We start from the raw sequence: 26,501 nt of genomic DNA, 5'->3' as shown, positions 1-26,501 counted from the left end.
GGGATCATGGGGTCGCGCGCGCCCGCGCGCGGGAAGGTTGCCCTTGGTTCGCCTGAACGGGTGAGGCTTTGGCTACGGAGGTTTGAGCCAGATTCGCGTCGTCTCCGATCGTTCACCGACCTTTTCTCAAAAGGTATTTGTCGGTTTCGATCATTCTGCGGATGTCGATCGTCCGGCCTTTGGCATGTGACGAAGAACGGATCAGCAATTTCCGCTTTCGCTCGCTCCGTTGGGCAATGATCAGTACATTCGGCTCGGACAGGAGTCCGACCCGTCCGGACCGCCGCACGACCAAGGCTTGGAGACCCCGATGGAGCGCCCCGCCTGGGCCCCGCAAGGCATCGACATATCGGTGCCGAGCGTGTCCCGCATCTACGATTACTACCTGGGCGGCTCCCACAATTTCGAGGTCGACAGGCAGGCGGCCCGTCGGGCCATGGAATTCATGCCGGGCCTGCCCAAGATCATGCAGGCGAACCGGGCATTCATGCGCCGAGCCGTCCGCTACGCCGTCGCCGAGGGCGTGACGCAGTTCCTCGACATCGGCTCCGGCATCCCCACCTTCGGCAACGTCCACGAGATCGCCCAGGCCGCCAGCCCCGAGGCGCGCGTGGTCTACGTCGACCACGACCCGGTGGCCGTCGCCCACAGCCAGGCCGTTCTGGCCGGCACCGAGCGGACCGGGGTCGTCGCCGCGGACCTGCGCAAGCCGCAGGACATCCTGGCCGCCCCCGAGGTCGCGCAGGGGCTCGACCTGAGCCGCCCGGTCGCCCTGTTGCTGGTCGCCGTCCTGCACTTCCTGGAGGACACGGACGAGCCCTACGCCGCCGTCGCCCAGCTGCGCGACGCGCTGGCCCCCGGCAGCCTGCTGATCCTCACGCACGCCTCGTACGAGGGGATCCCGCTCTCGGAGGAGGTCGCGAGCGGCACCGTCGGCGTCTACCGCGAGATCCGCAACCCCCTGGTCATGCGGGACGCGGAGCAGATCCGGGGCTTCTTCGACGGCTTCGGCCTGATCGAGCCCGGGTTGGTGTCCATGCCCAACTGGCGGCCCGACACGACCGGCGGGCAGGAGGGCGAGTCCGCGGACGAAGACCCCTATGCCTTCTCGGGATTCGCGGGCGTGGGACGCAAGGCGTGAGACTGCCGACGCAGACGGCGGACGACCCGGCCGCGCCGCAGGGCGGTCTGGAGGACCGGATCGGACGGTTCGCGACCATCTGGGGAAGGGCGATCTTCCCGGTCACCGCGACCTCGCTCACCCGTGCCGAGTTCGAACGCCACCTCGTACCGCTCACCCGCACCCTCGTCGAGGCCCTGCGGGCCCGGCCCTTCGACTCCTCCGTCGGCCAGCGGGTGGGGGAGGAGCTCGTCGCGGTCCACTGCACCGACCCGGAGGCCCTGGCCGGCACGCTCGGTGTCGTCGAGTCCTACCTGGTGCTGTACTGCGGTCCGGGCGGCCCCGACGCCGAGAGCGTCGAGGGGACCGAGGAGTACCGGTCCCGCTGCGCCCGGCTCCAGCACGGCATCGCGGCCGGGTTCGCCCGCGCCCTGCGCGAACGCACCCTCAAGGAGCAGGAGGCCATCGCCCGCTCCGCCCTGACCGCCCGCGCCGACGCCCAGCAGGCGCTGCACGCCAGCGAGGCCCGCTTCCGGGCGGTCTTCGAGGGAGCGGCCATAGGGATCGGCATCGCCGATCTGGACGGCAACGTCCTGGAGATCAACGACGCGCTGCTGCAGATGTTCGGCGGCATGGACGGGCACGTCCGCGGCCGCAACGTCAGCGAGTGGAGCCATCCCGACGACACCCCGCACGTGTGGCGGATGTACGGGGAGCTCGTGCGCGGCGAACGCGACAGCTACCGCGTCGAGAAGCCGTACTACCGGCACGACGGGACCGTGCTGTGGACCAACCTGACGGTGTCGCTGCTGCGCGACGCCGAGGGCGTGCCGCAGTACCAGCTGGCCCTGATGGAGGACACCACCGAGCGCCGGCTGCTCAACCTGCGCCTGCGCTACGAGGCCACCCACGACGCCCTGACCGGCCTGCCCAACCGGACGCTCTTCTTCGAACGTCTGGAGAAGGCCCTGAGCGGAGCCGGCGGATCCCGCTTCGGCCTGTGCTACCTCGATCTCGACGGCTTCAAGGCCGTCAACGACAGCCTCGGCCACTCGGCCGGCGACCGGCTGCTGGTGGAGGTCGCCGACCGGCTGCAGAGCTGCGCGACCGGACCGGGCGAGGTGGTCGCCCGGCTCGGCGGTGACGAGTTCGTGGCGCTGACCACCGGACCCGACACCGAGGAGAAGGCCACCGAACTCGCCGTCCGGATCCTCTCCGCCCTGTCCGTCCCGATCCGGCTGGAGGGCCGCGAGCTGACGGTCCGGGGCAGCATCGGCATCGTCGAGGGCCCGGCCCGCGAGCGCACCCCGGCGGAGGTGCTGCGCAGCGCCGACATCACGATGTACCGGGCCAAGGCGGCCGGCGGCAACCGGTTCGAGTTCGCCGACGCCGCCGCCGACGCGCGCGCCATCACCCGGCACGGGCTGACCAACGCCCTCCCGGCCGCGCTGGAACGCGGCGAGTTCTTCATCGAGTACCAGCCGCTGGTCCACATGCACGACGGCAGCGTGCACGGGGCGGAGGCGCTGGTGCGCTGGTCGCACCCGCAGCACGGGGTGCTCGGCCCGGACCGGTTCATTCCCCTCGCGGAACGCACCGGACTGATCGTGCCGCTCGGCCGCTGGGTCCTGGAGGAGTCCGTCCGCCAGGCCCGCGCCTGGCAGCACCAGCAGGGCGGCGCCACCCTGCGGATCAACGTCAACCTGTCCCCGACCCAGCTGCACCACCCCGGCCTGGTCGCCGACACGATCCGCGTCCTGGAGTCCTCCGGCCTGACTCCGGGCACCCTGTGCCTGGAGGTCACCGAGTCGGCCCTGATCGGCGCCGACGACGAACTCCTCGAACCGCTGCGCCGGCTCGCCGCCCTGGGCGTGGACATCGCCCTCGACGACTTCGGCACCGGCTACTCGAACCTGGCCAACCTGCGCCGCCTCCCCGTGAGCGTTCTGAAGCTGGACCGCTCCTTCACCAAGGGCATGCAGCAGAACCCGGCCAACCCGGTCGACGTCAAGATCGTGGAGGGCATAGTGGCGCTGGCCCACAGCCTCGAACTCGCCGTCACCGTCGAGGGCGTGGAGACCGGCGCCCAGGCCGCCCAGCTACGGGCCCTCGGGTGCGACACGGCCCAGGGCTGGTACTACGCCCGCCCGGGCGCCGCCGACCGCATCCACACCCTGTCGCTGTCGGACGCGGTGTCCACCCTCTGAGCAGGGTCCGCGAGCGGGGCCGGGGTCACTCCAGGCCCGCCTCCGTGCCCCGGCCCGGCTCGCGGACGGCCGCCATCACCCGCTCGTAGCGCCGAGCCGTGTCGGCCAGGACCTCGGCGGCCACCGGCAGCCGCTCCGCCTGGTACCCGTCGAGCGCTTCCTCCCCGGCTGCCCCGGAGAGGACGGCGGCCAGCGTCCGCCCGAGGGCGGCGGCGTCCTGGATGCCGGTGTTCATGCCGAGCCCGCCGGCTATGGGGTGGACGTGCGCCGCGTCCCCGGCGAGGAAGGCCCGGCCCTCGCGTATCCGGGTGGCCATCCGGACGCTGACCCGCCAGGAGGAGAGCCAGGTGGGCTCGGTGAGCCGTATCCCCGGCACCCGGGCGTGCCGGTCGAAGAGCCGCTGGAAGCTCTCCAGCGAGGGCGGCAGCGCCTCGCCCCGCTCGTCCGTCTCGGGACCGGCCTGCAACTGGAAGGTGTCCGTCCCCGGCATCGGGCAGAGCAGGATCCCGCCTCCGTCCGAGGTGAACCACTGGTGCCAGAACTCGCGGCTGAGCCCCGCCGCCCTGACATCCCCGAGAACCATCGCCGGTTCCCTCTCCCCGCTCCCCTCGAAGGGGATCGCGAGGAGCCCGCGGGTGGTGCTGTGCCCGCCGTCGCACCCCGCCAGATAGCCGGCCCGGATCACGGTGCCGTCCTCCAGCTGCGCGTGGACGCCGTCCGCGTCCTGGGCGATTCCGGCGAGCCGGGACCCGTACTCGACCCGCACGCCCAGCTCCGCCAGCCGGTCGCGCAGGGTCTCCTCCACCTGCCACTGCCCGATGAGCAGACCCCGCTCCACGGTGGTGTCCTTGACGGGCTCCCCGTCGAAGTACTTGCGCAGCACCACGCCTTCGCGTCCCTTGCCCCGCATGGATCCGGCCACGCCGAGCTCCTCGAAGAAGGCGAGGCTGTCGGGCTGGAGTCCCTTGCCCCGGGACTCGCGGTGCGGTCCCGGGCGGCCCTCGATGATCCGCACCGCGATGCCGCGGCGGGCCAGGTCGCAGGCGAGCGTGAGGCCGGTCGGGCCGGAGCCCACGATCAGTACATCCACTGCGTTCGTCATGAGACGTCCCCTCGTCGTCGGTATCTCAAGGAAAGCGGCTCTCGAAAGAAAATGCAACCCGGTTACGAAACTAACCGGGTCACTCGTTCGTGTTAGGGTGGGCGCATGGAGAACACGACGGGTCTGCGCGAGAGCAAGAAGCTCCGTACGCGTCGGCAGCTGGCGGCCACGGCGCTGGAACTCTTCCTGGAACGGGGCTTCGACGCCGTCTCGGTGGCGGACATCGCGGCCGCCGCCGAGGTCTCCAAGCCCACGCTGTTCCGCTACTTCCCGAGCAAGGAGGACCTGGTCCTCGACCGCTTCGCCGACCATCAGGACGAGGCGGCGCGCGTCGTGCGCGAGCGGGCCGCGGGGCAGACCCCGGTGGCGGCCGTGCGCGCCCACTTCCTGTCGGCGCTGGCCGAGCGGGACCCGATCACGGGGCTCTGCGACCACCCGAACGTGCTCGCCTTCGAGGGGCTGCTCTACGGCACCGCCAGCCTGCAGTCCCGGCTGGCCCACTACACCGACCGCGAGGTGGAGTTGCTCGCCGCCGTACTGGAAGCCGAAGCGGTCGACCCGCTCACGGCCCGTCTGGCGGCCGGATACCTGGTGGCGGCCCGGCAGGAACTCGGCCGCGAGAACTGGCGCCGCATCGACGCCGGCCGGAGCGCCGACGAGGCCCACCCCGCCGCCGTGGCCGACGCGGAGCGCGCCTTCGCCCTCCTGTCCGGCGGCCTCGACCGGGCGCTGCCCGTCAGGCGGTCCTGAGGTCATGGCCCGGACCAACAGGAAGGTGAAGAAGCGGCGGCCGCCCTTCGGCCTGCCCGTCGGACTGCTCCTCATGGCCGGGCGGGCCGGGGGCACGGGGAGGGACGGCTGGCGGACCGGGATGTTCACCGAGAACCCCGGCGGGACGCTGTGCGGCGGGCTTCCCGACGTTCCCTCCGGCGCAACCCCGGAGGAGGCGCGGCGGGCCGCCGCAGAGATGGTGCGGCAGCTGGCCCGGGACGTCCACGGGCAAGAGGTCGTGGTGGTCTGGGACCCGCAGTCCGAGCCGGGATCGTGGACGGCCAAGGTCGTGGTCGCGACGGCCGACCCGGGCCCCGACCCTGACGCCGACGCCGACGCCGACCCTGACGCCGACGCCGACGCCGACGCCGACGCCGACGCCGACGCCGACGCCGACCCCGCCTCCAACCCCGGCCCTCCGTCCGAACCCGTCCCCGCGGGCTGAGCGGCGCCTGACCGGCCTCAGCCCAGCAGGACGCGTTTCAGCTCCCGGGCCGCGCGCGGGGGTGCCACGTCCGTGCGGTGGGCCAGGGCGATCGTGCGGCGCAGGGGGGAGCCCGCCAGGGGGGTGGAGCGGAGCCCGGAGCCCGCCTGGCCGACCACCATCTCCGGGACCACCGCGACGCCGAGCCCCGCGCGGACGAAGCCCAGTACGGCGTCCATCTCGCCCCCCTCCACCGTGAACGCGGGCTCGAAGCCTTCCGCGCGGCAGGCCGCCACGGTCAGGTCCCGCAGGTCGTAGCCGTGCCGGAACATCACCATCGGCTCGTCGCGCAGTGCGGACACCGTGAGCGGACCGCCGCCCGCCGGAGGGGGGAGGGCCGCCGAGGAGACCACCACCAGGTCCTCCGTCAGCAGCTCCATCGTGGTCAGCGCCGGCGCCGACGGGGGCAGTGGCAGGGCGATCAGCGCGAGGTCCAGGGAGCCGCGCGCGAGTTCCCGTACGAGGTCCAGCGAACCGCTCTCCTCGATCAGCAGCTCGATCCCCGGATGTGCGGTGTGGAAGGCGCGGAGCACGCCCGGCAGCAGGCCCGTGCACAGGCTCGGGGTGGCCCCCAGGCGGATCCGGCCGCGCCGGAGCTGCGCCAGCTCCTGCACCTCCAGCCGAGCCGTGTCCGCGTCCGCGAGGATCCGTCGGGCCAGCGGCAGCAGGGTCTCGCCGGCGTCCGTGAGCGTGATGTTGCCGCGCGCCCGGCTGAAGAGTTCGGCGCCCAGCTCCCGTTCGAGCGCTTTGATCTGCTGCGACAGGGAGGGCTGGGCCACGTGCTCGCGTTCGGCCGCGCGCGTGAAGTGCCGGGTCTCGGCGACGGCGACGAAGTAGACCAGCTGCTGGAACTGCATGACCCCAGGCTAGCCCCTGCATAGGCTGATCCTATTGACTTGAGCTCTGCCATGTCTTGGACCTTTCGGGACCTTGGTCCTTACGGTCAATGTCATGGCTCTGGCAACGCGGACGGATCGACGGCCGTCCACCACGCGCACGCTCTGGGACTCCTCCGTCGGCAAGAAGTCCGTGATGGCCGTCTCCGGCCTGATCATGCTCGGCTACCTCGTCGTGCACATGCTCGGCAACCTCAAGATCTTCTTCGGGGCGGACGAGTTCAACGGCTACGCCCATTGGCTGCGCACCCTCGGCTCGCCCTTCCTGCACCACGAGTGGGCCCTGTGGATCGTCCGCGTGGCCCTGGTCGCCGCCGTCGTCGCGCACGGGGTCTGCGCGTACCAGCTCAGCCGCCGCGACATCAAGGCGCGCCCGGTGAAGTACGTCCACAAGCGCCGCCGCGCGAGCTACGCCACCCGCACCATGCGCTGGGGCGGCATCATCCTCGCCCTCTTCATCGTCTGGCACCTGCTCGACCTCACCACCCTCACCGTGAACGAGCGGGCCTGGGCCGGCCACCCGTACGAGAACGTCCTGGCCACCTTCTCCACCTGGTACGGCAACACCATCTACCTCGTGGCGATGGCCGCCCTCGGACTGCACGTCCGCCACGGCTTCTGGAGCGCCGCCCAGACCCTGGGCGCGGGCAACGCCCGGCGGGACAGGACGCTGAAGTTCCTGGCCAACGCCCTGGCCCTGGTCCTCTTCGCGGGCTTCGTGTCCGTGCCCGTCGCCGTCATGACCGGAGTGGTGAGCTGACATGAGCAACGATTACGCCGACTACGCCACCGGGGCCCCGATCGCCGACGCGAAGGCCCCCGAAGGTCCGATCGCCGAGCGCTGGGACCGCCGCCGCTTCGAGGCGAAGCTGGTCAACCCGGCCAACCGGCGCGGGCACACCGTCATCGTCGTCGGCACCGGTCTGGCAGGCGGCGCCGCCGGCGCCACCCTCGCCGAACAGGGCTACCACGTGGTCCAGTTCTGCTTCTCCGACTCCCCGCGCCGCGCCCACTCCATCGCGGCCCAAGGCGGCATCAACGCGGCCAAGAACTACCGCAACGACGGCGACTCCGTACACCGCCTCTTCTACGACACCGTCAAGGGCGGCGACTTCCGCGCCCGCGAGTCCAACGTCCACCGCCTCGCCCAGATCTCCGTCGAGATCATCGACCAGTGCGTGGCCCAGGGCGTCCCCTTCGCCCGCGAGTACGGCGGCCTCCTCGACACCCGTTCCTTCGGCGGCGTCCAGGTCTCCCGCACCTTCTACGCCCGCGGCCAGACCGGGCAGCAGCTCCTGCTCGGCGCCTACCAGGCGCTCTCGCGGCAGATCGCCGCCGGCAACGTCGAGATGCACGCCCGCACCGAGATGCTCGACCTGATCACCGTCGACGGCGTGGCCCGCGGCATCGTCGCCCGGGACCTGGTCACCGGCAAGATCGACACGTACTACGCGGACGCCGTCGTCCTCGCGAGCGGTGGCTACGGCAACGTCTTCTACCTCTCCACCAACGCCATGAACTCCAACGCGACCGCCGTCTGGCGGGCCCACCGGCGCGGCGCGTACTTCGCGAACCCCTGCTTCACCCAGATCCACCCCACCTGCATCCCGCGCACCGGCGACCACCAGTCCAAGCTCACGCTGATGAGCGAGTCCCTGCGCAACGACGGCCGCATCTGGGTCCCCAAGGCCAAGGGCGACAGCCGCCCCGCCGCCGACATCCCCGAGGCCGAACGCGACTACTACCTGGAGCGGATCTACCCCTCCTTCGGCAACCTCGTGCCCCGCGACATCGCCTCCCGCGCGGCCAAGAACGTCTGCGACGAGGGGCGCGGGGTGGGCCCCGGCGGCCAGGGCGTCTACCTCGACTTCGCCGACGCCATCCGCCGCATGGGCAAGGAGAAGGTCGCCGAGAAGTACGGCAACCTCTTCGACATGTACGAGCGGATCACCGCGGAGGACCCGTACGAGGTCCCCATGCGGATCTATCCCGCAGTGCACTACACGATGGGCGGACTGTGGGTCGACTACGACCTCCAGACCACCGTCCCCGGCCTGTTCGCGATCGGCGAGGCCAACTTCTCCGACCACGGCGCCAACCGCCTCGGCGCCTCCGCCCTCATGCAGGGCCTGGGCGACGGCTACTTCGTGCTGCCCTCCACCATCAACGACTACCTGGCCCGCAACCCGCACCCGGACACCGTCGACGACACGCACCCCGAGGCCGCGGCCGCCGTCCGCGAGACCCGCGACTGCCTCGCCAAGCTGCTCGCCGTCGACGGGGACCGCACGCCCGAGTCCTTCCACCGGGAGATCGGCGAACTGATGTGGGAGTACTGCGGGATGGCCCGGACCGAGGAGGGCCTGCGCAAGGCGCTCGCCCGGATCCCGGAGATCCGCGAGGAGTTCTGGAAGCGGATCAAGGTGCCCGGCAGCGGCGAGGAGTTCAACCAGTCGCTGGAGAAGGCCAACCGCGTCGTCGACTACCTGGAGCTCGCCGAGCTGATGTGCCTCGACGCCCTCCACCGCGCCGAATCCTGCGGCGGCCACTTCCGCGAGGAGTCCCAGACCCCGGACGGCGAAGCCGCCCGCCGCGACGAGGAGTTCGGGTACGCCGCCGCCTGGCAGTACACCGGAACCGGCGCCGCGCCCGTCCTGCACAAGGAAGACCTCGTCTTCGAGTACGTCCACCCCACCCAGCGGAGCTACGCATGAAGCTCACCCTGCGCGTCTGGCGCCAGAAGAACGCCGACGCCCCCGGCGCGATGGCCTCGTACGAGGTCGACGGCATCTCGGAGGGCATGTCCTTCCTCGAAATGCTCGACACCCTCAACGAGGACCTCATCCTGAGCGGTGAGGACCCGGTCGCCTTCGACCACGACTGCCGCGAAGGCATCTGCGGCGCGTGCAGCCTCGTCATCAACGGCGACGCCCACGGGCCGGAGCGCACCACGACCTGCCAGCTCCACATGCGCTCCTTCGACGACGGCGACACCATCGACGTCGAACCCTGGCGGGCCTCGGCCTTTCCCGTGGTGAAGGACCTCGTCGTCGACCGGGGGGCCCTGGACCGGGTCATCCAGGCCGGCGGCTACATCACCGCCCCGACCGGCTCCGCGCCGGAGGCGCACGCCACGGCCGTCCCGAAGCCGGACGCCGACTACGCCTTCGAGCACGCCGAGTGCATCGGCTGCGGGGCGTGCGTGGCGGCGTGCCCCAACGGCTCGGCGATGCTCTTCACCTCCGCCAAGGTCAACCATCTGAACGTGCTCCCGCAGGGTTCGCCGGAGCGCGAGACCCGGGTGCTGGACATGGTGGCCACCATGGACGCCGAGGGCTTCGGAGGGTGCACCCTGACCGGTGAGTGCGCCACCGCCTGCCCCAAGGGGATCCCGTTGCCGTCGATCGCCGCCATGAACAAGGAGTGGTTGCGGGCCGTCCGCCGAGGTCCCCGCTGACCTGGACCGCGTAGGACGGCGTAGGACCGGATAGGACCGCGAGTCCGCCGATCGGATGATCGGAGCGGCTCCCGTCGCGCCGTGACCGGACGCCCTCGCGGGCATGGGTGACAGTGGGCGCATGCCTCAAGCCCCTGCCGGATCCGGCCCGCGCCGCCGTACCCTGCTGGCCGCCGCGCTCGCCCCGCTGGCGGCGGCCGGCTGCGCCGGGGAGGAACGGCCCCCCACGCCGCGTCCCGGCCCCGAGGCCGCCAAGGACGCACTGGTCATGATCATCCGGCACGCGGAGAAGCCGTACGCCGGAGACACCGGCGAGGACGACGAGGGCAACGAGACCCCCGGCTCCCTCGCCGTCCGGGGCCTGCGCCGCGCCCAGGAACTGCCCGCCCTCTTCCCGCCGGCCAAGGGTGCCGCCCTGCCCCGGCCCGGGGCCGTCTTCGCGGCCGGGGGCACGAGGGGGGCGCCCGCGCGGTGCCGCCAGACCGTCGAGCCGCTCGCCACCGCGCTGGGTACGCCGGTCCGCGCGGAATTCCCGGTCGGAGCCGAGCCAGCCCTGGCCAAGGCGGTGCTGGCGGCGCGGATGCCCGTCCTGGTCTGCTGGGAACACCAGGGGATCCCCCGCCTGATCCGGGGGCTGGGAGCGCAGGACGTACTGGGACTCCCGGCGACCTGGCCCGACCGCTACGACCTGGTGTGGATGCTCGGCCGGAGCCAGGGAATCTGGAGCTTCCGCGAGCTTTCGCAGCACCTGCTCCACGGGGACGCGTAGCGGCCTTCGACGCCGGGACCGAACCGCCGTACGGGCGTACGCTGAGAGGTGGACTCGGGGCAGTCGTGCGCCGGGAGGTCGACGATCATGACGGGAATCGTCCGCAGGGGCTTCGATTCCGCTGACGAGACACGCCGGTTCGAGGACGGCAAGGGCAGGCTCGACCTGCTCAACACCGACCAGGGGCCCGTGGGCCGGGCCGTGTTCGAGCCCGGGTGGCAGTGGTCGCAGCACATCAAGCCCATCGCGGGAACCGACAGTTGCGAGGCCGCCCACGTGGCCTACATCGTCAGCGGCCGGATGAAGGTCGTCATGGACGACGGGGAGAGCATCGAGGCGGAGCCCGGGGACTTCATCCAGATCGACCCCGGCCACGACGCCTGGGTGCTGGGCGAAGAGCCGTGCGTCGTGCTGGACTGGCAGGGCTACGGGAACTTCGCCAAGCCCGCGGAGGCGTGACCACCGGCCCCGGAGGCGAGGGGATGACGGGATGACGGCCATCGGCGCGCGCGATGGCCACGGGTGATGGCTACCGGCCCGCCGCGAGGGCCCGCGCCAGGTAGGGCGCCGTACGGCTGCCCGTGGCGCCGGCCACCTCGGCGGGCGTGCCCGCGGCCACCACCCGGCCGCCGTCCGCACCGCCGCCCGGGCCCAGGTCGATGACCCAGTCGGCGCCCGCCACGACCGCCATGTCGTGCTCCACGACCACCACCGAATGTCCCGCGTCCACCAGGCCGTGCAACTGCCTCAGCAGCACCGTGACATCGGCCGGATGGAGACCGGTCGTCGGCTCGTCCAGCAGGTACAGGGTGTGGTCGCGGCGCACGCGCTGGAGTTCCGTCGCCAGCTTGATGCGCTGCGCCTCGCCGCCCGAGAGTTCCGTGGCGGGCTGCCCGAGCCGCAGGTACCCCAGGCCGATGTCCGACAGCGCGTCGAGGCTGCGGACCGCCGCCGGGACCCCGGCGAAGAAGGAGGCCGCCGATTCCACGGTCAGGGCGAGCACCTCGGCGATGTTCAGGCCCGAGTAACGGACCTCCAGCGTCTCGGAGTTGTAACGGGCCCCCGCGCACTGCGGGCACGGGGCGTACGTACTGGGCAGGAAAAGGAGCTCCACCGAGACGAAGCCCTCGCCCTGGCAGGACTCGCACCGCCCGCCCGGGACGTTGAAGGAGAAGCGGCCCGCCTTCCAGCCCCGCGCCCTCGATTCCGGCGCCGCCGTGAAGAGCCGGCGGACCACGTCGAACAGCCCCGTGTACGTGGCCAGGTTGGAGCGCGGCGTCCGGCCGATCGGCTTCTGGTCCACCTCCACCAGCCGGCGTACCGGGAACTCCGGCTCCGCCAGCCGCTCGTGGACTTCCCCCGCGAGCACCTGGCCCACGAGCGTGGACTTCCCGGACCCCGACACCCCGGTCACCGCCGTGAACACCCCGAGCGGGAACTCCGCCGCCACGTCCCGCAGGTTGTGCCGCTCGACTCCGCTGAGCCGGACCGACCCGGTCGCCTTCCGCGGCTGACCCGAGGGCCGTTCGTCCGGCCGCCGGACCCCGAACAGGTACCGGGCCGTCGCCGATTCCGCCACCGTGGCCAGAGCGTCCGGCGGCCCGCTGTGCAGTACCCGTCCGCCGTGCTCCCCGGCCAGCGGGCCGACGTCCACCAGCCAGTCCGCGTGCCGCACGACGGCCAGATCGTGCTCCACCACGAACAGCGTGTTACCGGCCTCCTTGAGCCGGTCCAGGACGCCGAGCAGCGCCTCCGTGTCGGCCGGGTGCAGCCCCGCCGACGGCTCGTCCAGTACGTACACCACGCCGAACAGCCCCGAACGCAACTGCGTCGCCAGCCGCAGTCGTTGCAGCTCTCCCGCCGACAGGGTCGGGGCGCCGCGGTCCAGGCTCAGGTAGCCCAGCCCCAGCTCGGTGACCGGGCCGATCCGGGAGCGCAGGTCCTCCGTGAGCACCCGGGAGGCCTCGCCGCCACCGCGCGCGGCGGCCAGTACCCCGTCCAGCTCCGTCAGCGCCAGCGCCGCCAGCTCCGCGATGGTGCGGCCCGCGAAGGTCACGGCCAGGGCCTCCGGGCGCAGTCGCCTGCCCTCGCACACCGGGCAGGGCGCATGGTGGAGGAACCGCTCGGCCCGGGCCCGCAGGGTGGCGCTCTTGCTGTCGGAGAAGGTCCGCATCACGTACCGGTGGGCGCTCATGTACGTGCCCTGGTACGGACGTTGGATCCGGTCGGCCTCCCGCACCGGGTGCACCGTCACCACCGGCTGCTCCTCGGTGAACAGGATCCACTCGCGGTCCGCCGCCGGGAGCTCCCGCCAGGGCGCGTCCACGTCGTGGCCGAGGGCCTCCAGGATGTCGCGCAGGTTCTTGCCCTGCCAGGCGCCCGGCCAGGCGGCGATGGCCCCCTGACGGATCGACAGGCCAGCGTCGGGCACCAGGAGTTCCTCGCTGGTGCCGTGCACCCGGCCCAGGCCGTGACAGGAAGGGCAGGCCCCGGCGGCGGTGTTGGGGGAGAACGCGTCGGAGTCCAGTCGCTCGGCGCCCGGCGGGTAGGAGCCCGCCCGCGAGTACAGCATCCGCAGGGAGTTGGACAGCATGGTCACCGTGCCGACCGAGGACCGGGACCCGGGGGAGGAGCGCCGCTGCTCCAGCGAGACGGCCGGCGGGAGCCCGGTGACGGAGTCGACCTTCGGCGCGCCGATCTGATGGATCAGCCGCCGGGCGTACGGGGCCACGGACTCGAAGTACCGGCGCTGGGCCTCGGCGAAGAGCGTGCCGAAGGCCAGCGAGCTCTTCCCGGAGCCGGAGACCCCGGTGAACACCGTCAGCGCGTCCCGTGGAACGTCCACGTCGACCCCGCGCAGATTGTGCTCCCGGGCACCGCGGACGCGGACGTAGGGATCGTGGGCGTGCGGGGCGGGGGCGACGGGCTGGTGCATTCGTCCTAGTTTAGTGTCCGGCGCCCGCGGAGCGGCCGACGAGGTCCGGGTCGGCGCCCGCGCGCCCGTCCGCGTGGCCGTCCCGCTGCTCGGCGAGGCCCGTGAGCCGGGCGAGCCGTCCGAAGGAGTCCAGCAGCGCGGTCCGGTCGTACGTGGACGTGGTGACCAGCAGCTCGTCCGCCCCGGTCAGCTCCGCGACCTCGGACAGCTCCGCCGCGACCTGCTCCTCCGTGCCGTGGATGTGCCCGGCGAGGGCGCCCTCGTACAGCTCCCGCTCCTTGGCGCTCATGGAGAGCGACTCGATCTCCTCGGCCGGGCGCAGCGGCGGGAAGCTGCCCCGGGTGCGGGAGTACGCGACCGCCCAGGCCTCGGGCACCAGGATCCGCCGGGCGGCCTCCGCGGTGGCGGCCACCGCGACCGTCCCGGAGGCCACGACGTACGGCCGCGCACCCCAGGGGGAGGGCCGGAACTCCTCGCGGTACGCCGCGATGATCTCCGTGATCCGGGTCCGGCTCCGCAGGTCCCCGACGACCAGGGGCAGTCCGGCGCGGGCCGCGATCCCCGCCCCCTCACCGGTGGCCAGTACGAACGCCGGGATCCGCGTCCCCTCCGCCGGGCGGGCGTGCACCTCGGGATGCGCCCGCTGGGAGCCGTCGAACCAGCCCAGCAGCTCCGCGAGCTGCTCCTCGAACCGATCGGCGTCGGCGGTGTCCCGCCCGAGCGCGCGGCGGATCCCGCCGGTGAAGCCGACCGAGCGGCCGAGCCCCATGTCGATCCGGCCGGGGAACAGCGACTCAAGGACCCCGAACTGCTCCGCGACGACCAGCGGCTGGTGGTTGGGCAGCATCACGCCGCCGGTGCCGACCCGGATCCGGTCGGTCGCCCCCGCCACGGCCGCGGCGAGCACCGTGGGCGCGGATCCGGCGACCCCGGGCACGCTGTGGTGCTCCGAGACCCAGAATCTGCGGTAGCCGAGCCGCTCGGCGGTGCGCGCGAGCTCCACGGTGTCGCGCAGGGCCTGGGCCGCGGGGTGTCCCGTGCGGGTGCGGGACCGGTCGAGTATCGAGAGGGAGCGGATCACACAGGGATCAACGCACGGAGGGCCTCAGGATTCCCCGGGCGTCGGCGTCGGCGTCGGCGTCGGGGTGGGGGCGGAGGCGGCCGTGGTCCGGCCGCGTAGCCAGCGTGCGGCGGCTTCGAGTGTGCGGTCCTGGCCGCTGCCGAGGTCGCGGGTGTCGTCCGGGACCACTTCGTCGGGCGGGAGGGGGCCGTTGTGGATCAGGCCCGTGCGATCGGCCTCCCGGGCCTGCGTGAGGAGGATGAGCGCGCCGTCGGGGAGGGTGTGGGAGTCGTTGCCCGTGGGGACGCCGCGGGTGGCCTGGCCGAAGCTGCGGGTGCCGGGGCGGCCGCGGAAGGCGATGGTCACGGCCTCGGCCGCGCTCGCGGTCCGGCTGCTCGTGAGCACCGCCACGGGGGGAGCCGCATGGGTCAGCGGGGTGGCGGGGCCCCAGGTGGCGAGGTACTGGCGCGGCGTACCGTGCTCGATCGTCCACGGAGTTTGCTTGCCGTCGGCCTCCACGAACGCTCCGACGTCCCCGTCGCCCAAGACGGCCCCCACGGCGGCCAGCGGCCCCCACATGTCCCCGCCCGTGTTGCTGCGCAGGTCCACGATCCACCCTCCGGCTCCCTGTCCGTCGGCCTCCGCGACGGCCTTGCGGGCCTGCCGCACGTAGGCCGCCGCGGCACGGTCGGAGGACACCGCCGGCAGGGACAGGTATCCGATGGAACCGGCGAGCACCTTCACCTCCGGCACCGCGGAGGTATCGGGTGCGGGGCTCAGCGCCTGCTCGGCTTCCTGAGGGGTCATGAACTGGCTGTGCCGGTCGCCGAGGGCCCGCAAGGCCTGCCTGACGGCCCCGTAGGTATCCGCGGGGACCTGCGCGCTTCCCGCCCGGGCGAAGGCCTCGCGGCGTACGGTCGGCCAGTCGGTGTCCGCCGTGAGGAGCGACTTGGCCTCCATGACGTCCAGCGCGGTGGTGAGGTATCCACGCGCTCCCGCCGACATGGCCGCGCCCTCCGCCCGGTCTCGACCGGCGCAGCCCGTCGCGGCGAGGAGGACCGCCGTGGCCCCGCCGATCAGCCGGCGGCGGGTCACGGGCTTCGGGGTTCGTGTCATGCGGATCAGCCGTCCTCCCACCGTGCGGGCCGGCGAGGTTTGCCCAGGTCAGGTCGAAGATACCGAAGACCCCGGCGAGCTCACCGGCCGGTCCCGGCCCCGCGGTCGACCGACGGCGCCACGGTTGCCACGAGCCGCTGGATCAGCTCGGGATCCAGAGCGGGATTCGCCGCGGCCGCGTGGGCCAGTTCCGCGTCGTCGAGGAGTTCCGTCAGCCGGGCCCGCGGAAGATTCGGGTGGCGTGCCAGCGCGGAGCGCACGGCGGGGTCCGGGTCCTGGGTGAGGCGCTCTACGGTCACCGGCGCGGTGTGGGGGTCGCGGGCGGCCAGGGCGCGGACCTCGGGGTCCTCGTGGTCGGCGAACGCCGCCAGGCCGGCCGTGGGGAAGTTCGGCCGGGTGGTGAGGTGCCCGCGCTGGGGGCCGGCGTATTCGAGGAAGCTGCGCAGCAGGAGCGGGGCCGGGGCGTCGGGATGGTACTGGGCCAGCAGGACGCGTACGCCGAGATCCTCGTCGGCGGCCAAGCGCTCCAGCAGGTCGGGCGGCAACGTGCGGTCCTCGGCCGCCCTCCGGCGGATCAGCGGGTGACCGGAGTCCGCGTCCCGGCGCACGTGCACGGGGTCGCGGGGCACGAGGGGGCCGGGCCAGGCTTGGAAGGAGTCGTCCAGGGGGACCTCGTAGTCGATCGCGGCCCGTTCACGCTCGCTCAGTTCGGGGTGCACGGACACGGCGAGGCGCACCGCCGGATCGGGGTCCACGGCGAGCGCGCGGCGCTCGGCGGGTCCGAGGTCCGCGCGGTAGGCGATCCGCTCGCGTACGGCGGGGTCCGGATCGGCGGCCAGGAGGACCACCACGTCGGCGGGCAGGCTGGGGTTGCCGGCGATGACCTTACGTTCCGCCTCGGCGACCGGGGCGGTCAGGACGTTGTCCACGACAGTCCTGCTCAGGGCCTGGTACATCAGCATGTCCCAGCGTGCGTGGCACGACCGGTCGGGCAGTTCGCGCTCCACCCACGCCGGATCCTTGGATTGCGCGGACCTCTCCGCGCTGCTCCGCGCGCTCTCCCGGACGTCCTCGTCGGGATCCGCCAGCAGCCCGGCCCGGATCTCGGCGGGCAGCTGGTCCCACCTGCCGATCCCCCAGCGGCGGACCTTCGCGACCGGATGGGTGGGCATGGACAGCTGCAGCGCGGTGGAGATCTGCCGGTAAAAGGTGCCCGACAGGCTGTCGTCGTCATACGTGTCGATCATGCGGACCACCACCTCGTCGGGCAGCGGCCCGCACACACCATCGAAAGGCGGCTTGGGACCATCGGCGAGGAGGGCGCGGACCAACCACTCGGGATCGTCGACCAGTCGTGCCCGTTGGGCCGGGTCGACGTGGGGGTTGCGGGCGAAGAAGCTACGGGTACGGGTGTCAGGGTGCTGGAGCACGGCCTCGACGACGGTGTCGGGCAGGACCCGGTCCCGGCACAGCACCATCCGTACGGCCGGCGGACCGTCGGCGAGCAGGCGCAGCAGGACATCCTCCGGAGAGGACGGATTGAGAGCCACCCCGGCGAGCCGACGCGCGGGCAGGTCGGCGGCCTCCCAGATCTGCTCCGGCGTACGCATGTGTCGTGACCCCCGTGTGTCAGCAGGCCCCCCGGGACCACCAGGCCACGACCCTACCGGCCGCTCGGCCAGAGCCCGGCCGGACCTGGGCATCGGCACCGGGAACCCCGGGGTGTCCGGAAGCGGCCGGTGCTTAGGCTGGCGGGGTGACCGAGACTCAGAACCGAAGGCCCCTGGCCGTCTTCGACATCGACAACACCCTGGCCGACACCGCTCACCGCCAGCACTTCCTGGAGCGCCGGCCGCGCGACTGGAGCGGGTTCTTCGGTGCCGCCCCGGCCGATCCGCCCCTCGCCCGGGGGATCGCGCTCGCGGTGGAGAGCGCGGCCGACTGCGAGGTCACGTACCTCACCGGCCGCCCGGAGCGGTGCCGCGCGGACACGGAGGACTGGCTCGTCCGGAACGGGCTGCCCGAGGGGCGGGTGTGGATGCGCGGGAACCAGGACCGGCGGCCCGCCCGGACGACCAAACTGGAGGTCCTGCGGCGGATCTCGCGGGGCCGCGAGGTGCGGATGCTGGTGGACGACGACGAGCTGGTGTGCCAGGCCGTGCGCGCGGCGGGCTTCCGGGTGGTCCTGGCGAACTGGGCGGCGGACGCGCCGGAACTCAAGGACGCGCAGGAGGGCGAGGGGCGCACCTGACGGGCCCGGCGCCCCATCGGGCGTGCTTTCCCGTGCCGGGCGCTCCCCGGGCGCCCGAGGCGGCCGGGGAGCGCCCGCGGGCGCCCGTAGGGTCCGGGGAGGCTGGAACTCAGGGCGGCCGGGGCTCGGGGGAGGCTGGGGCTCAGGGCGGCCGGGGCTCGGGGGAGCCGGGTCTCAGGGGAGCCGGGCCTCAGGGCGGCCGGCTCTCAGGGCCGCGGCGTCTCAGGCCCCGGCCTCGCCGTCGAGACGGAAACCGACCTTGATCCCCACTTGGTAGTGCGCGATCTCGCCGTTCTCGATGTGCCCCCTGATCTGAACGACTTCGAGCCAGTCGAGATGGTGGAGCGTCTCGCTCGCGCGGGCGATGCCGTTGCGGATGGCCTGATCGATGCCCTCGTGGGACGTGCCCACGATCTCGGTCACCCGGTACGTGTGATTGGACATGGGGGTCTCCCGACACTGGGTGGCTGTTGCCTTGTTCTACGGTGCCCCAGTAAGTCCGGGTCCGCGAACTTTGCGTAAACAATCCATAGCGATACCCCCTTGACCCACCCATTGGTCTATGCCAATTTCAAGCCATCTGAGATCAATCCCCCAGAAGGTGACCCCTCGTGAAGATGCGCTTGCTTGCCGTGTCCACCGCTCTCGCGGCCGCGACCGCCCTCACCGGCTGCGGTCTCACCGGGTCGGGCGGAGGTGAGCAGAAGGTGACGCTCTGGTTGATGAAGGGCAGCGCCTCCGAAGACTTCATCAGCCAGTTCACCACCACCTTCGAGAAGGAACACCCCGGTGTGGACCTCGAGGTGAAGATCCAGGAGTGGAAGGGCATCGGCGACAAGGTCAACGCCGTGCTGGCCGGCACGAGCGAGGAGAGCGCCGACGTCATCGAGGTCGGCAACACCCAGGTCGCCCAGTACGTGGAGAGCGGCGGAGTCTCCGAACTCACCCTGGAAGCCCTGCGCGAATGGGACGGCAAGGACTGGCTGAAGGGTCTCTCCGAACCCGGAAAGGTCAACGGCGCCCAGTTCGGCGTCCCGTGGTACGCCGCCAACCGCGTGGTGATCTACAACAAGGACCTCTTCGCGAGCGCCGGGGTCAAGTTGCCGATCAAATCCCGCCAGGAATGGATCCAGGCCACGACCAAACTCGACAAGGGCAGCCAGCAGGGCATCTACCTCGCCGGACAGAACTGGTACGTCCTCGCCGGGTTCGTCTGGGACGAGGGCGGCGAGCTCGCCGTCGAGAGCGGCGGCCGGTGGATCGGCACCCTCGAAGACGAGAAGGCCCTGGCCGGAATGGAGTTCTACAAGCAGCTCCAGGCCCTCGGTGACGGCCCCAAGGACGCCGACGAGGAGACGCCCCCGCAGTCCGACGTCTTCGCCCGCGGCGGGATCGCCCAGATCATCGCCCCGCCCGGCCAGGCCGCCGCCATCGAGGCCGCGAACCCGGCCCTCAAGGGCAAGCTCGGCTTCTTCCCGATACCCGGCAAGACCGCGGACAAGGTCGGCTCGGTCTTCACCGGCGGCTCGGACCTGATCATCCCTGAGAAGACGAAGCAGCGTAAGCACGCCGTCGACGTGATCACGGCCCTGGTCAGCGAGAAGTGGCAGACCGAGCTGGCGAGCACGATGAGCTACGTACCCAACAAGAGCACCCTCGCGCACGTGGTCGCGGGCAACGACGGCGCCACCGCGATGGCCCCCGGCGCCGCCCAGGGCCGCGCCACCCCGCAGTCCCCCCACTGGGCCGAGGTGGAGGCCAAGAACCCGATCAAGCCGTTCATGACGGCCGTCCTCACCGGTGGGGACCCCGAGAGGGCGGCGAAGGCCGCCTCCGACACCATCAGCAAGGTTCTCAGCTCCGACCGCTGACCGGCCGCCCGCCAAGTTCAGCGTCCGCACATCCAAGGGCCGCGAAGCGGCCATGTCGAATCCAGCCGGTCACGGAAGAAGTAAGGAAGCCAGGCCACACACCTGCCGGCCTGGCTTCCCGTGCCGGACCAGGAGCCGTCATGACCATCGCCCCGCTGTCCCCGTCGGTCGTCGCCCCCACCTCCACCGTGCCTCCCGTTTCCACCGTGCCCCCCGCCGCTCTCTTCACGCCCGCCGCGCCCGCCCCGCGGGCGACGGACACCCCCGCACCCCGCTACGCCGTCCGCCTCGCCCGCGACGAGGCCGAGGTGCGCGCCGCCCAGCGGCTGCGCCACCTGGTCTTCGCCGGAGAGCTCGGCGCCCGCCTCGACGGCCCCGAGCCGGGCCTGGACTCCGACGCCTTCGACGCCTACTGCGACCACCTCCTCGTCGTGGACGAGGAGACCGAGCAGGTCGTCGGCACCTACCGGCTGCTGCCCCCCGAACGGGCCGCCGTCGCCGGACGCCTCTACTCCGAGGGCGAGTTCGACCTCTCCTCCCTCGATCCCATCCGCCCCGACCTGGTCGAGGTGGGCCGCTCCTGCGTCCACCCCGACCACCGCAACGGCGCCGTCATCGCCCTCATCTGGGCCGGCCTCGCCCGGTACATGGACCGCTCCGGGCACAACTGGCTCGCCGGCTGCTGCTCCATACCCCTCTCCGACGGCGGGGTGCTGGCCGCCGCCACCCGGGAGAACGTCCTCACCCGCAGCCTCGCGCCCGTCGAGTACCGGGTCACCCCGCACCTCCCGTGGAACCCCGAAGGCATCGACTTCCCCGGCCGGATGGAGCTGCCCCCGCTGCTGCGCGGCTACCTGCGCCTGGGCGCCTGGGTCTGCGGCGAGCCCGCCCTGGACGCCGAGTTCGGCTGCGCCGACCTGTACGTCCTGCTCTCCCTGCGGCGCACCAACCCCCGCTACCTCAAGCACTTCCTCTCGCTCGCCCCGGCCGCATGAGCGCCTGGCTCCCGACCTCGCCCTGCACCCCCGAGGACTGCGCCGGCCACGAGGGGCGCACGGCGAGCGTGCCGCGCGCGGTCCTGCGGCTCGCCGCCGCCATCGCCCTGGTCCTGCTCGGCATCCTGGGCGCCCCGCCGCTGCGGCTGCTCCCGGAGCGCCCCCGGCACGTCCTCGTACGGGCCTGGGCCGCCGCCCTGCTGGGCGCCCTCGGGCTGCGGATCACCGTGCACGGGGTCCCCGGCCCCGGGGGTGGCCGGCTGATCGTCGCCAACCACATCTCCTGGCTGGACATCCCGCTCGTCGCCGCGGTCCTGCCCTCCCGGATGCTGGCCAAGAGCGACATCCGCGGCTGGCCGGTCCTCGGGCCGCTGTCCCGGCAGGCCGGCACCGTCTACATCGAACGCGACCGGATCCGCAGCCTGCCCGCCACCGTCGGCGTCCTCACCCGGGCCCTGGCCGCCGGCGACCGCGTCACCGTCTACCCCGAGGGCTCCACCTGGTGCGGGCGCGCCCAAGGGCCCTTCCGCCGGGCCGCGTTCCAGGCCGCGCTGGACGCGCGGGTGCCCGTACAGCCCGTAAGGATCAGCTATCTGCTCGATGACGGCGGGCCCGCCGGGGCGCCCGCCTTCGTCGGGGACGATCCGCTGACCGCCTCGCTGTGGCGGATCGCGCGGGCCCGCGGGGTGCGCGCCGAGGTACGGCTGCTGCCGCGGATCCCGCCGGGCCGGTACGCGCACCGGCGGGACCTCGCGGCGGCGGCTCAGGCGGCCGTGCTCGCCGAACCGGTACCCGCGTCGCCCGCGTCGCCCGTTTCACGGCCGGCGGGGCCGTTGCTGCCCGGGGTGCCCTCCCAGCCGTCGGTGCCGATCCCGTCGGCCACCGACAGCGACAGGGCGAAGCGGCCTCCCGCGTCCGTCCACCAGTGGGTCAACTCCAGTCCGGCGGAGGCGAGTTCCCTGCGGACTCCCTCCTGACGGAACTTCGCCGAGATCTCCGTCAGGATTTCCTCACCCTCCTCGAAGGGCACCTCCAGATCCAGCGCCCGTACCTTCACCACCAACGGCCGCCGCGCCCGCAGCCGCATCTCGATCCACTCGTGCTCCCGGTTCCACACCGCCACGTGAGCGAAGTCGGCGGTGTGGAAGTCCGCGCCCAACTCCCGGTTCACCACCGACAGTACGTTCGCGTTGAACTCGGCCGTCACGCCCTGCGCGTCGTCGTACGCCGACACCAGGACGGCCGGGTCCTTCACCAGGTCCGTCCCCATGAGCAGCGCGTCCCCGGGCGACAGCATCGCCCGTACGTCCGCCAGGAACACGGCCCGCTCCGGCGGCAGCAGGTTCCCGATCGTGCCGCCCAGGAACACCACCAGCCGGGGCCCCGGGGAGTCCGGCAGCCGCAGCGCGCGGGTGAAGTCGGCCAGCAACGCGTGTACGCGCAGCCCCGGATGCTCGTCCAGCAGGGTCTTCGCCGCCCCGGCCAGCGCGCTCTCGCTCACGTCGACCGGTACGTACGTGTCCAGCGCGGGCAGCGCCTCGATCAGGTGCCGGGTCTTCTCCGAGGAGCCGGAACCCAGCTCCACCAAGGTGCGGGCCCCGCTCACCGAGGCGATCTCCCGGGCCCGTTCGAGCAGGATCTCCCGCTCGGCGCGCGTCGGGTAGTACTCGGGCAACCGGGTGATCTCCTCGAAGAGTTCACTGCCCCGGGCGTCGTAGAACCACTTGGGCGGCAGCGACTTGGGGGACCGGGTCAGGCCGTCGCGCACATCCGCGCGCAGTGCCGTCTCGGCGGCGTGCTCGTCGAGGGTGCGGGTCAGCTCGAAGTCGTTCACTGGCCGTCGTCTCCTTGGTGCGGTGCGTGCGGTGCGTGCGGGGTGTGCGGTGCGTGGGTTCCGTCCGATGTGTGCGATGTGTGTAGTGCGTCCGATGCGTGCGGTCCGTGCGATGCGCCGGGGGAGGCCTCCTTCAGGGAGGTGAGGCCGATCCGGGTGCGGGTGGCGGTCAGCAGGGTCCGGTCGGGTACCTCGCACCAGCGCGGGTCGTCGTCGTAGGGTTCCGAGGCGACCACCGTCCGCTGCGCCGACGGGTCGGCCAGGTACCACAAGGAATCCCCCCAGGCCGTCGCGGCTATGGTCCGGCCGTCGGTCAGCAGCAGGTTCATCCGGGATCCGGGTGAGGCCGCGGCCAGCTCCCGTACCGTGCCGGCCAGCGCCGCGCCGAGGTCCGGGTCCGCCCGCAGCCGGTGCAGGACCAGCGCCCAGATCAGGGCCGAGTCCGTGCGCGCGGCCAGCGACAGCAACTCCTGGGGCGGCAGCCCGGCCGCGACCGGTGCCACGGCGTCCGGCCAGTCCCGCAGCGAGCCGTTGTGGCTGAACAGCCACTGCCCCTCCGCGAACGGAGCCGCCGCCGCCTCCCCGTCGGCCCCGGGACGGGTGGAGTCCCGTACGGCGGCCAGCACGGCCCCGCTGCGGACCACCCGGGCGAGGTCGCTGAAGGTCAGGTCGCCCCAGATCGGCCCGGCCCGGCGGTAGCGGGCCGGCACCGGGTCCCCCTCCGCGTACCAGCCGACGCCGAAGCCGTCGGCGTTGACCGTGCCGGAACGCTGGTGGCGCGGCTCCCACGACTGCCGCACCAGTGAATGCTCGGGCTCGCTCAGCACCCGGCCGAGGCTCACGGGCGCCCCGAGATAAGCGAGGTGACGGCACATCAGGCCTGCTCGGCGGAGCCTGCGGGGGCCGCGCCGCGCGCGGTCCGGAACCCGGAGAAGATCTGCCGGCGCACCGGCAGGTCCCAGTTGCGGAAGGTGCCCCGGCAGGCCACCGCGTCCACGGCGAAGGAGCCGCCGCGCAGCACCTTGTGCTCCGGGCCGAAGAACACCTCCGAGTACTCGCGGTACGGGAACGGCCGGAAGCCGGGGTAGGGGAGGAAGTCCGAAGACGTCCACTCCCACACGTCGCCGATGAGCTGGCGCACCCCGAGCGGGGAGGCCCCCGCGGGATAGGCGCCCGCCGGGGCGGGCCGCAGGTGGCGCTGGCCGAGATTGGCGTGCGCGGGCGTGGGGTCCGCGTCGCCCCACGGGTAGCGGGTGGAGCGCCCGGCCCGCGGATCGTGACGGGCGGCCTTCTCCCACTCCGCCTCGGTGGGCAGCCGCCGCCCCGCCCAGCGGGCGTACGCGTCGGCCTCGTACCAGCTCACGTGCAGCACCGGCTCGTCCCCGGGCACCGGCTCGGTGACCCCGAAGCGGCGGCGCAGCCAGGTACCGCCCTCGCGGTGCCAGAACAGCGGTGCCTCGATCCCGTGCCGCCGGATCTCCGCCCAGCCGGCCGGCTCCCACCACCGCTCCTCGCGGTAACCGCCGTCCGCCATGAACTCCTGGTACGCGGCATTGGTCACCGGAACGGTGTCGATCCAGAACGCCTCGACCTCGCGCTGGTGCGCGGGCCGCTCGTTGTCCAGGGACCAGGGCTCCGCCGAGGTGCCCATCGTGAACGGGCCCGCCGGTACGAACACTTCGGCCGCCGCCGGCGGAGGTCCCTGTGGGGGCTCCGGGTCGGGCGCCGTCAGCACCGGCGCGCCCTGCCGCAGCTGATGGGTGATCAGCATCGTCTCGTCGTGCTGCTGTTCGTGCTGGGCGATCATCCCGAAGACGTAGCCGCCGTCCAGCAGGGCCGTGCCCTCCAGGGGAGTGCGCTCCAGCAGGTCGAAGACCCGGCCGCGGACCTCGGCGGCGTAGCGGCGGGCCTCGCCGGGGCTCAGCAGCGGCAACTTCGGGCGCTCCGCGCGGGGATGCTCGAACGCGTCGTAGAGCGGGTCTATCTCGGGGTGCATGGACTCGCGGCCCGCCACGTTGCGCAGCAGCCAGAGCTCCTCCATGTTCCCGATGTGCGCGAGGTCCCAGACCAGCGGCGACATCAAGGGGGAGTGCTGCGCTGTCAGTTCCGACTCGGTGACGGCGTCGGTGAGTCCGGCCGTGCGGACGCGCGCCGCGGTCAGGGCGGCGGCGGCCCGCTCGCGCAGGAGCTCCGGTTCGGCGGTCATGAGCGTGCCTCCTCGCCCGTCGGCTGCGGTCGGGTTCGCGGGTGCGGACGCGCGGGCTGCTGCGCCTGCTGCTGATGTGGGCGCGAGCGGGTCTGCCGGCTCTGCGGTTCGGTCCGGTCGTCGGCCGGGCAGCGGCCGCGGGACACGTAGCGCTCGGTGAACTCGCCGACCGTGTCGAGGACGTGGCCGCCGGCTCCGATCCGTGGCAGCGCCGCGAGCGCGGCCCGGAAGCAGGCGCGGGCGGCGGACCGCAGCTCCGGATCGGACAGCGCGTCCCGGGCGGCGGAGCGCCACAGCGGATTGCGCGGCGCGGGCCCGGCGCCGTAGGAATCGGCCAGCCCCTTCGCCACGCGGTACGCGGTCTCCGCGGCCTCCGGGTCGTCGAACAGCGCGTGTACGACCGCCACCGGGACCAGCCAGCCGTCCTCGCCGGGCTGCGCGTCGATCATCCGCAGCTCCAGATGGCCGCGGGGCCGTACCGGCGGGAAGAGGGTGGTCAGGTGGTAGTCCAGATCGGCGGCGGTCGGCGGCCGGTGGCCACCGTCGGAGCGCAGCCAGTCGCGGAAGGTCAGCCCGCGCGGTACCGCCCAGGGCGCGCCCTCCTCGTGCGTCCGCACGCACATCACCTCGGTGTCCAGTGCCTGCCGGGTCCACGCGCCGCGCGGCTCCGCCTCCAGCGGCGGGGCGAGGGAGCGACGGGTGTCGATGTCGCTCCAGTTGCCCTGACGGGCACACCGCCAGCCGGCGTACGGGCCTTCGTGCTCGGGGGAGTTGGCGAAGGCGGCGACCAGCACGGCACCGAGCAGGTGGGAGAGGCGCCAGCGCCTGCCGTGGCCCAGCGGGCCGGGCTCCTCGTGACCTGCGTCCACGTTGACCTGCACGGAGGCCGAGGCGCGCATCATGGCGCGCCCGGCCGGGCCGGTGCGGTCGAAGTAGGTCTCCATGGCCTCGTACCGCGGGCTGGTCAGCATCCGCCGCAGCGGGCGGCGCGGGTCCTGGCCCAGTCCGCGCAGCACCAGTCCCCGGTCGCGCAGGGCGCCCCGTACGGCGGTCAGATCGGCCTGGAGGCCGTCGACGCAGCCGGTCAGGGAGGTGGCGGGGGGCGAGCTGAGTTCCAGCTGGCCCCCGGGCTCGACGGTGACGTCGGAACCGAGCGAGAGGGCTCGGGCCGCTTCGTGCGCGGCGGCGAGGCGTTCGTGGGACACGGGCCGGCCGGGTTCTTCGGCGTCGAACACCAGCCATTCGAGCTCCGCGCCCAGCAGGCGGGGCGGGCCGGTCTTGAAACAGATGCCGTGGATCAGTTCCTCGGCGGTGGCTTCGGTCAGTCGGGTGAGCGAGTCCTGGGGCATGACGGGGCCCTCGTCTCCTGTCGTCGGCTCTGACATCACCCGTGCCTACCCGTCTCTTGGGGCACAAATCCATTGCGG

The 26,501-nt window shown here is 72.7% G+C and carries 23 protein-coding genes and 1 pseudogene; 13 read left to right on the top strand and 11 right to left on the bottom strand.

All coding sequences use genetic code 11. The features are described from left to right. The first annotated feature begins 310 nt into the window (after positions 1-310). Entirely contained in the window at positions 311-1,141 is an 831-nt protein-coding gene (locus ACFYYB_RS02945) for an SAM-dependent methyltransferase (RefSeq protein WP_389432878.1), read from the top strand. Continuing rightward, the gene (locus ACFYYB_RS02940; protein ID WP_389432877.1) at positions 1,138-3,327 is read left to right on the top strand and encodes a putative bifunctional diguanylate cyclase/phosphodiesterase; all 2,190 of its coding nucleotides are present in this window, start codon (positions 1,138-1,140) and stop codon (positions 3,325-3,327) included. The genes ACFYYB_RS02945 and ACFYYB_RS02940 overlap by 4 nt, the downstream gene beginning before the upstream one ends. A gap of 25 nt (positions 3,328-3,352) precedes the next feature. On the opposite strand, the gene ACFYYB_RS02935 is transcribed toward ACFYYB_RS02940, so the two are convergent. After that, positions 3,353-4,429, bottom strand: coding sequence for an FAD-dependent monooxygenase (locus ACFYYB_RS02935; RefSeq protein WP_389432876.1), 1,077 nt, complete (start codon positions 4,427-4,429; stop codon positions 3,353-3,355). Positions 4,430-4,534: 105 nt separating this feature from the next. On the opposite strand from ACFYYB_RS02935, the gene ACFYYB_RS02930 reads away from it, so the two are divergent. After that, the gene (locus ACFYYB_RS02930; RefSeq protein WP_389432875.1) at positions 4,535-5,179 is read left to right on the top strand and encodes a TetR family transcriptional regulator; all 645 of its coding nucleotides are present in this window, start codon (positions 4,535-4,537) and stop codon (positions 5,177-5,179) included. 4 nt (positions 5,180-5,183) lie between these two features. Then, entirely contained in the window at positions 5,184-5,645 is a 462-nt protein-coding gene (locus tag ACFYYB_RS02925) for a hypothetical protein (RefSeq protein ID WP_389432874.1), read from the top strand. A 17-nt stretch (positions 5,646-5,662) separates the two neighbouring features. On the opposite strand, the gene ACFYYB_RS02920 is transcribed toward ACFYYB_RS02925, so the two are convergent. Further along, on the bottom strand, positions 5,663-6,541 hold the full coding sequence (locus ACFYYB_RS02920) for a LysR family transcriptional regulator (protein WP_389432873.1): 879 nt from the start codon (positions 6,539-6,541) through the stop codon (positions 5,663-5,665). Between the two features lie 94 nt (positions 6,542-6,635). On the opposite strand from ACFYYB_RS02920, the gene ACFYYB_RS02915 reads away from it, so the two are divergent. The 5 genes from ACFYYB_RS02915 to ACFYYB_RS02895 all read left to right on the top strand — a co-directional run bounded on the left by ACFYYB_RS02915 (position 6,636) and on the right by ACFYYB_RS02895 (position 11,265). Continuing rightward, a complete protein-coding gene (locus tag ACFYYB_RS02915) occupies positions 6,636-7,340 on the top strand; it encodes a succinate dehydrogenase (protein WP_389432872.1) in 705 nt (234 codons plus the stop codon). A gap of 1 nt (position 7,341) precedes the next feature. After that, positions 7,342-9,294, top strand: coding sequence for a fumarate reductase/succinate dehydrogenase flavoprotein subunit (locus tag ACFYYB_RS02910; protein ID WP_389432871.1), 1,953 nt, complete (start codon positions 7,342-7,344; stop codon positions 9,292-9,294). After that, the gene (locus ACFYYB_RS02905; protein WP_254380746.1) at positions 9,291-10,037 is read left to right on the top strand and encodes a succinate dehydrogenase/fumarate reductase iron-sulfur subunit; all 747 of its coding nucleotides are present in this window, start codon (positions 9,291-9,293) and stop codon (positions 10,035-10,037) included. The genes ACFYYB_RS02910 and ACFYYB_RS02905 overlap by 4 nt, the downstream gene beginning before the upstream one ends. Before the next feature lie 121 nt (positions 10,038-10,158). Continuing rightward, the gene (locus ACFYYB_RS02900) at positions 10,159-10,806 is read left to right on the top strand and encodes a hypothetical protein (RefSeq protein ID WP_389432870.1); all 648 of its coding nucleotides are present in this window, start codon (positions 10,159-10,161) and stop codon (positions 10,804-10,806) included. An 87-nt stretch (positions 10,807-10,893) separates the two neighbouring features. Beyond that, a complete protein-coding gene (locus ACFYYB_RS02895) occupies positions 10,894-11,265 on the top strand; it encodes a cupin domain-containing protein (RefSeq protein WP_389432869.1) in 372 nt (123 codons plus the stop codon). A 70-nt stretch (positions 11,266-11,335) separates the two neighbouring features. Here the strand turns inward: ACFYYB_RS02895 and ACFYYB_RS02890 are convergent, their stop codons facing one another. The 4 genes from ACFYYB_RS02890 to ACFYYB_RS02875 all read right to left on the bottom strand — a co-directional run bounded on the left by ACFYYB_RS02890 (position 11,336) and on the right by ACFYYB_RS02875 (position 17,527). Beyond that, positions 11,336-13,741 carry an ABC transporter gene (locus tag ACFYYB_RS02890; RefSeq protein WP_389432868.1) on the bottom strand — a complete coding sequence of 802 codons (2,406 nt, stop codon included), beginning with the start codon at positions 13,739-13,741 and terminating at the stop codon, positions 11,336-11,338. 10 nt (positions 13,742-13,751) lie between these two features. Beyond that, positions 13,752-14,822 (bottom strand): LLM class flavin-dependent oxidoreductase, encoded by a 1,071-nt coding sequence (locus ACFYYB_RS02885; RefSeq protein WP_389432867.1) that lies wholly within the window; start codon positions 14,820-14,822, stop codon positions 13,752-13,754. Between the two features lie 24 nt (positions 14,823-14,846). After that, positions 14,847-15,917, bottom strand: coding sequence for a S41 family peptidase (locus tag ACFYYB_RS02880; RefSeq protein WP_389432866.1), 1,071 nt, complete (start codon positions 15,915-15,917; stop codon positions 14,847-14,849). A gap of 80 nt (positions 15,918-15,997) precedes the next feature. Beyond that, a complete protein-coding gene (locus ACFYYB_RS02875; protein ID WP_389432865.1) occupies positions 15,998-17,527 on the bottom strand; it encodes a hypothetical protein in 1,530 nt (509 codons plus the stop codon). Positions 17,528-17,673: 146 nt separating this feature from the next. Between ACFYYB_RS02875 and ACFYYB_RS02870 the strand changes: the two genes are divergently transcribed. Then, complete coding sequence (locus tag ACFYYB_RS02870) at positions 17,674-18,168, top strand: hypothetical protein (protein ID WP_389432864.1); 495 nt, start codon at positions 17,674-17,676, stop codon at positions 18,166-18,168. A 222-nt stretch (positions 18,169-18,390) separates the two neighbouring features. On the opposite strand, the gene ACFYYB_RS02865 is transcribed toward ACFYYB_RS02870, so the two are convergent. Next, positions 18,391-18,612, bottom strand: coding sequence for a dodecin (locus ACFYYB_RS02865; protein WP_389432863.1), 222 nt, complete (start codon positions 18,610-18,612; stop codon positions 18,391-18,393). A 167-nt stretch (positions 18,613-18,779) separates the two neighbouring features. Between ACFYYB_RS02865 and ACFYYB_RS02860 the strand changes: the two genes are divergently transcribed. From ACFYYB_RS02860 to ACFYYB_RS02850, 3 genes and pseudogenes are all read left to right on the top strand, one after another. Further along, positions 18,780-20,039, top strand: coding sequence for an extracellular solute-binding protein (locus ACFYYB_RS02860; protein ID WP_389432862.1), 1,260 nt, complete (start codon positions 18,780-18,782; stop codon positions 20,037-20,039). A gap of 140 nt (positions 20,040-20,179) precedes the next feature. Next, a complete protein-coding gene (locus ACFYYB_RS02855; protein ID WP_389432861.1) occupies positions 20,180-21,034 on the top strand; it encodes a GNAT family N-acyltransferase in 855 nt (284 codons plus the stop codon). After that, a pseudogene (locus ACFYYB_RS02850) lies at positions 21,031-21,564 on the top strand (lysophospholipid acyltransferase family protein); the annotation flags it as partial. The gene ACFYYB_RS02855 and the pseudogene ACFYYB_RS02850, both read left to right, overlap by 4 nt. A gap of 233 nt (positions 21,565-21,797) precedes the next feature. Here ACFYYB_RS02850 and egtD read toward each other — a convergent pair. From egtD to egtA, 4 genes are read right to left on the bottom strand one after another with little or no spacing between them, the layout of a single operon-like run. Continuing rightward, entirely contained in the window at positions 21,798-22,868 is a 1,071-nt protein-coding gene (egtD, locus tag ACFYYB_RS02845) for an L-histidine N(alpha)-methyltransferase (protein ID WP_389432860.1), read from the bottom strand. Next, a complete protein-coding gene (gene egtC, locus ACFYYB_RS02840; protein ID WP_389432859.1) occupies positions 22,865-23,743 on the bottom strand; it encodes an ergothioneine biosynthesis protein EgtC in 879 nt (292 codons plus the stop codon). The genes egtD and egtC overlap by 4 nt, the downstream gene beginning before the upstream one ends. Continuing rightward, positions 23,743-25,074 (bottom strand): ergothioneine biosynthesis protein EgtB, encoded by a 1,332-nt coding sequence (gene egtB, locus ACFYYB_RS02835; protein ID WP_389432858.1) that lies wholly within the window; start codon positions 25,072-25,074, stop codon positions 23,743-23,745. Before egtB ends, egtC begins: the two co-directional genes overlap by 1 nt. Beyond that, positions 25,071-26,459: an ergothioneine biosynthesis glutamate--cysteine ligase EgtA gene (gene egtA / locus ACFYYB_RS02830; protein ID WP_389432857.1), complete on the bottom strand. Its 1,389-nt coding sequence runs from the start codon at positions 26,457-26,459 to the stop codon at positions 25,071-25,073. The genes egtB and egtA overlap by 4 nt, the downstream gene beginning before the upstream one ends. Positions 26,460-26,501 lie beyond the last annotated feature (42 nt).

It is taken from the genome of Streptomyces sp. NPDC002886 (assembly GCF_042888445.1).
Lineage (GTDB): Bacteria > Actinomycetota > Actinomycetes > Streptomycetales > Streptomycetaceae > Streptomyces.
The sequence above is the reverse complement of the archived record's forward strand: the minus strand, read 5'-3'. Positions and strand labels throughout refer to the sequence as shown.

Excerpts from the sequence above, each read along its gene's own strand:
- ACFYYB_RS02855 (WP_389432861.1), top strand. The coding sequence starts at position 20,180 with ATGACCATCGCCCCGCTGTCCCCGTCGGTCGTCGCCCCCACCTCCACC.
- ACFYYB_RS02915 (WP_389432872.1), top strand. The coding sequence starts at position 6,636 with ATGGCTCTGGCAACGCGGACGGATCGACGGCCGTCCACCACGCGCACG.
- ACFYYB_RS02935 (WP_389432876.1), bottom strand. The coding sequence starts at position 4,429 with ATGACGAACGCAGTGGATGTACTGATCGTGGGCTCCGGCCCGACCGGC.
- ACFYYB_RS02875 (WP_389432865.1), bottom strand. The coding sequence starts at position 17,527 with ATGCGTACGCCGGAGCAGATCTGGGAGGCCGCCGACCTGCCCGCGCGT.
- ACFYYB_RS02920 (WP_389432873.1), bottom strand. The coding sequence starts at position 6,541 with ATGCAGTTCCAGCAGCTGGTCTACTTCGTCGCCGTCGCCGAGACCCGG.
- ACFYYB_RS02890 (WP_389432868.1), bottom strand. The coding sequence starts at position 13,741 with ATGCACCAGCCCGTCGCCCCCGCCCCGCACGCCCACGATCCCTACGTC.
- ACFYYB_RS02910 (WP_389432871.1), top strand. The coding sequence starts at position 7,342 with ATGAGCAACGATTACGCCGACTACGCCACCGGGGCCCCGATCGCCGAC.
- ACFYYB_RS02900 (WP_389432870.1), top strand. The coding sequence starts at position 10,159 with ATGCCTCAAGCCCCTGCCGGATCCGGCCCGCGCCGCCGTACCCTGCTG.
- ACFYYB_RS02895 (WP_389432869.1), top strand. The coding sequence starts at position 10,894 with ATGACGGGAATCGTCCGCAGGGGCTTCGATTCCGCTGACGAGACACGC.
- ACFYYB_RS02880 (WP_389432866.1), bottom strand. The coding sequence starts at position 15,917 with ATGACACGAACCCCGAAGCCCGTGACCCGCCGCCGGCTGATCGGCGGG.
- ACFYYB_RS02865 (WP_389432863.1), bottom strand. The coding sequence starts at position 18,612 with ATGTCCAATCACACGTACCGGGTGACCGAGATCGTGGGCACGTCCCAC.
- ACFYYB_RS02945 (WP_389432878.1), top strand. The coding sequence starts at position 311 with ATGGAGCGCCCCGCCTGGGCCCCGCAAGGCATCGACATATCGGTGCCG.
- ACFYYB_RS02905 (WP_254380746.1), top strand. The coding sequence starts at position 9,291 with ATGAAGCTCACCCTGCGCGTCTGGCGCCAGAAGAACGCCGACGCCCCC.
- ACFYYB_RS02925 (WP_389432874.1), top strand. The coding sequence starts at position 5,184 with ATGGCCCGGACCAACAGGAAGGTGAAGAAGCGGCGGCCGCCCTTCGGC.
- egtB (WP_389432858.1), bottom strand. The coding sequence starts at position 25,074 with ATGACCGCCGAACCGGAGCTCCTGCGCGAGCGGGCCGCCGCCGCCCTG.
- egtA (WP_389432857.1), bottom strand. The coding sequence starts at position 26,459 with ATGTCAGAGCCGACGACAGGAGACGAGGGCCCCGTCATGCCCCAGGAC.
- egtC (WP_389432859.1), bottom strand. The coding sequence starts at position 23,743 with ATGTGCCGTCACCTCGCTTATCTCGGGGCGCCCGTGAGCCTCGGCCGG.
- ACFYYB_RS02930 (WP_389432875.1), top strand. The coding sequence starts at position 4,535 with ATGGAGAACACGACGGGTCTGCGCGAGAGCAAGAAGCTCCGTACGCGT.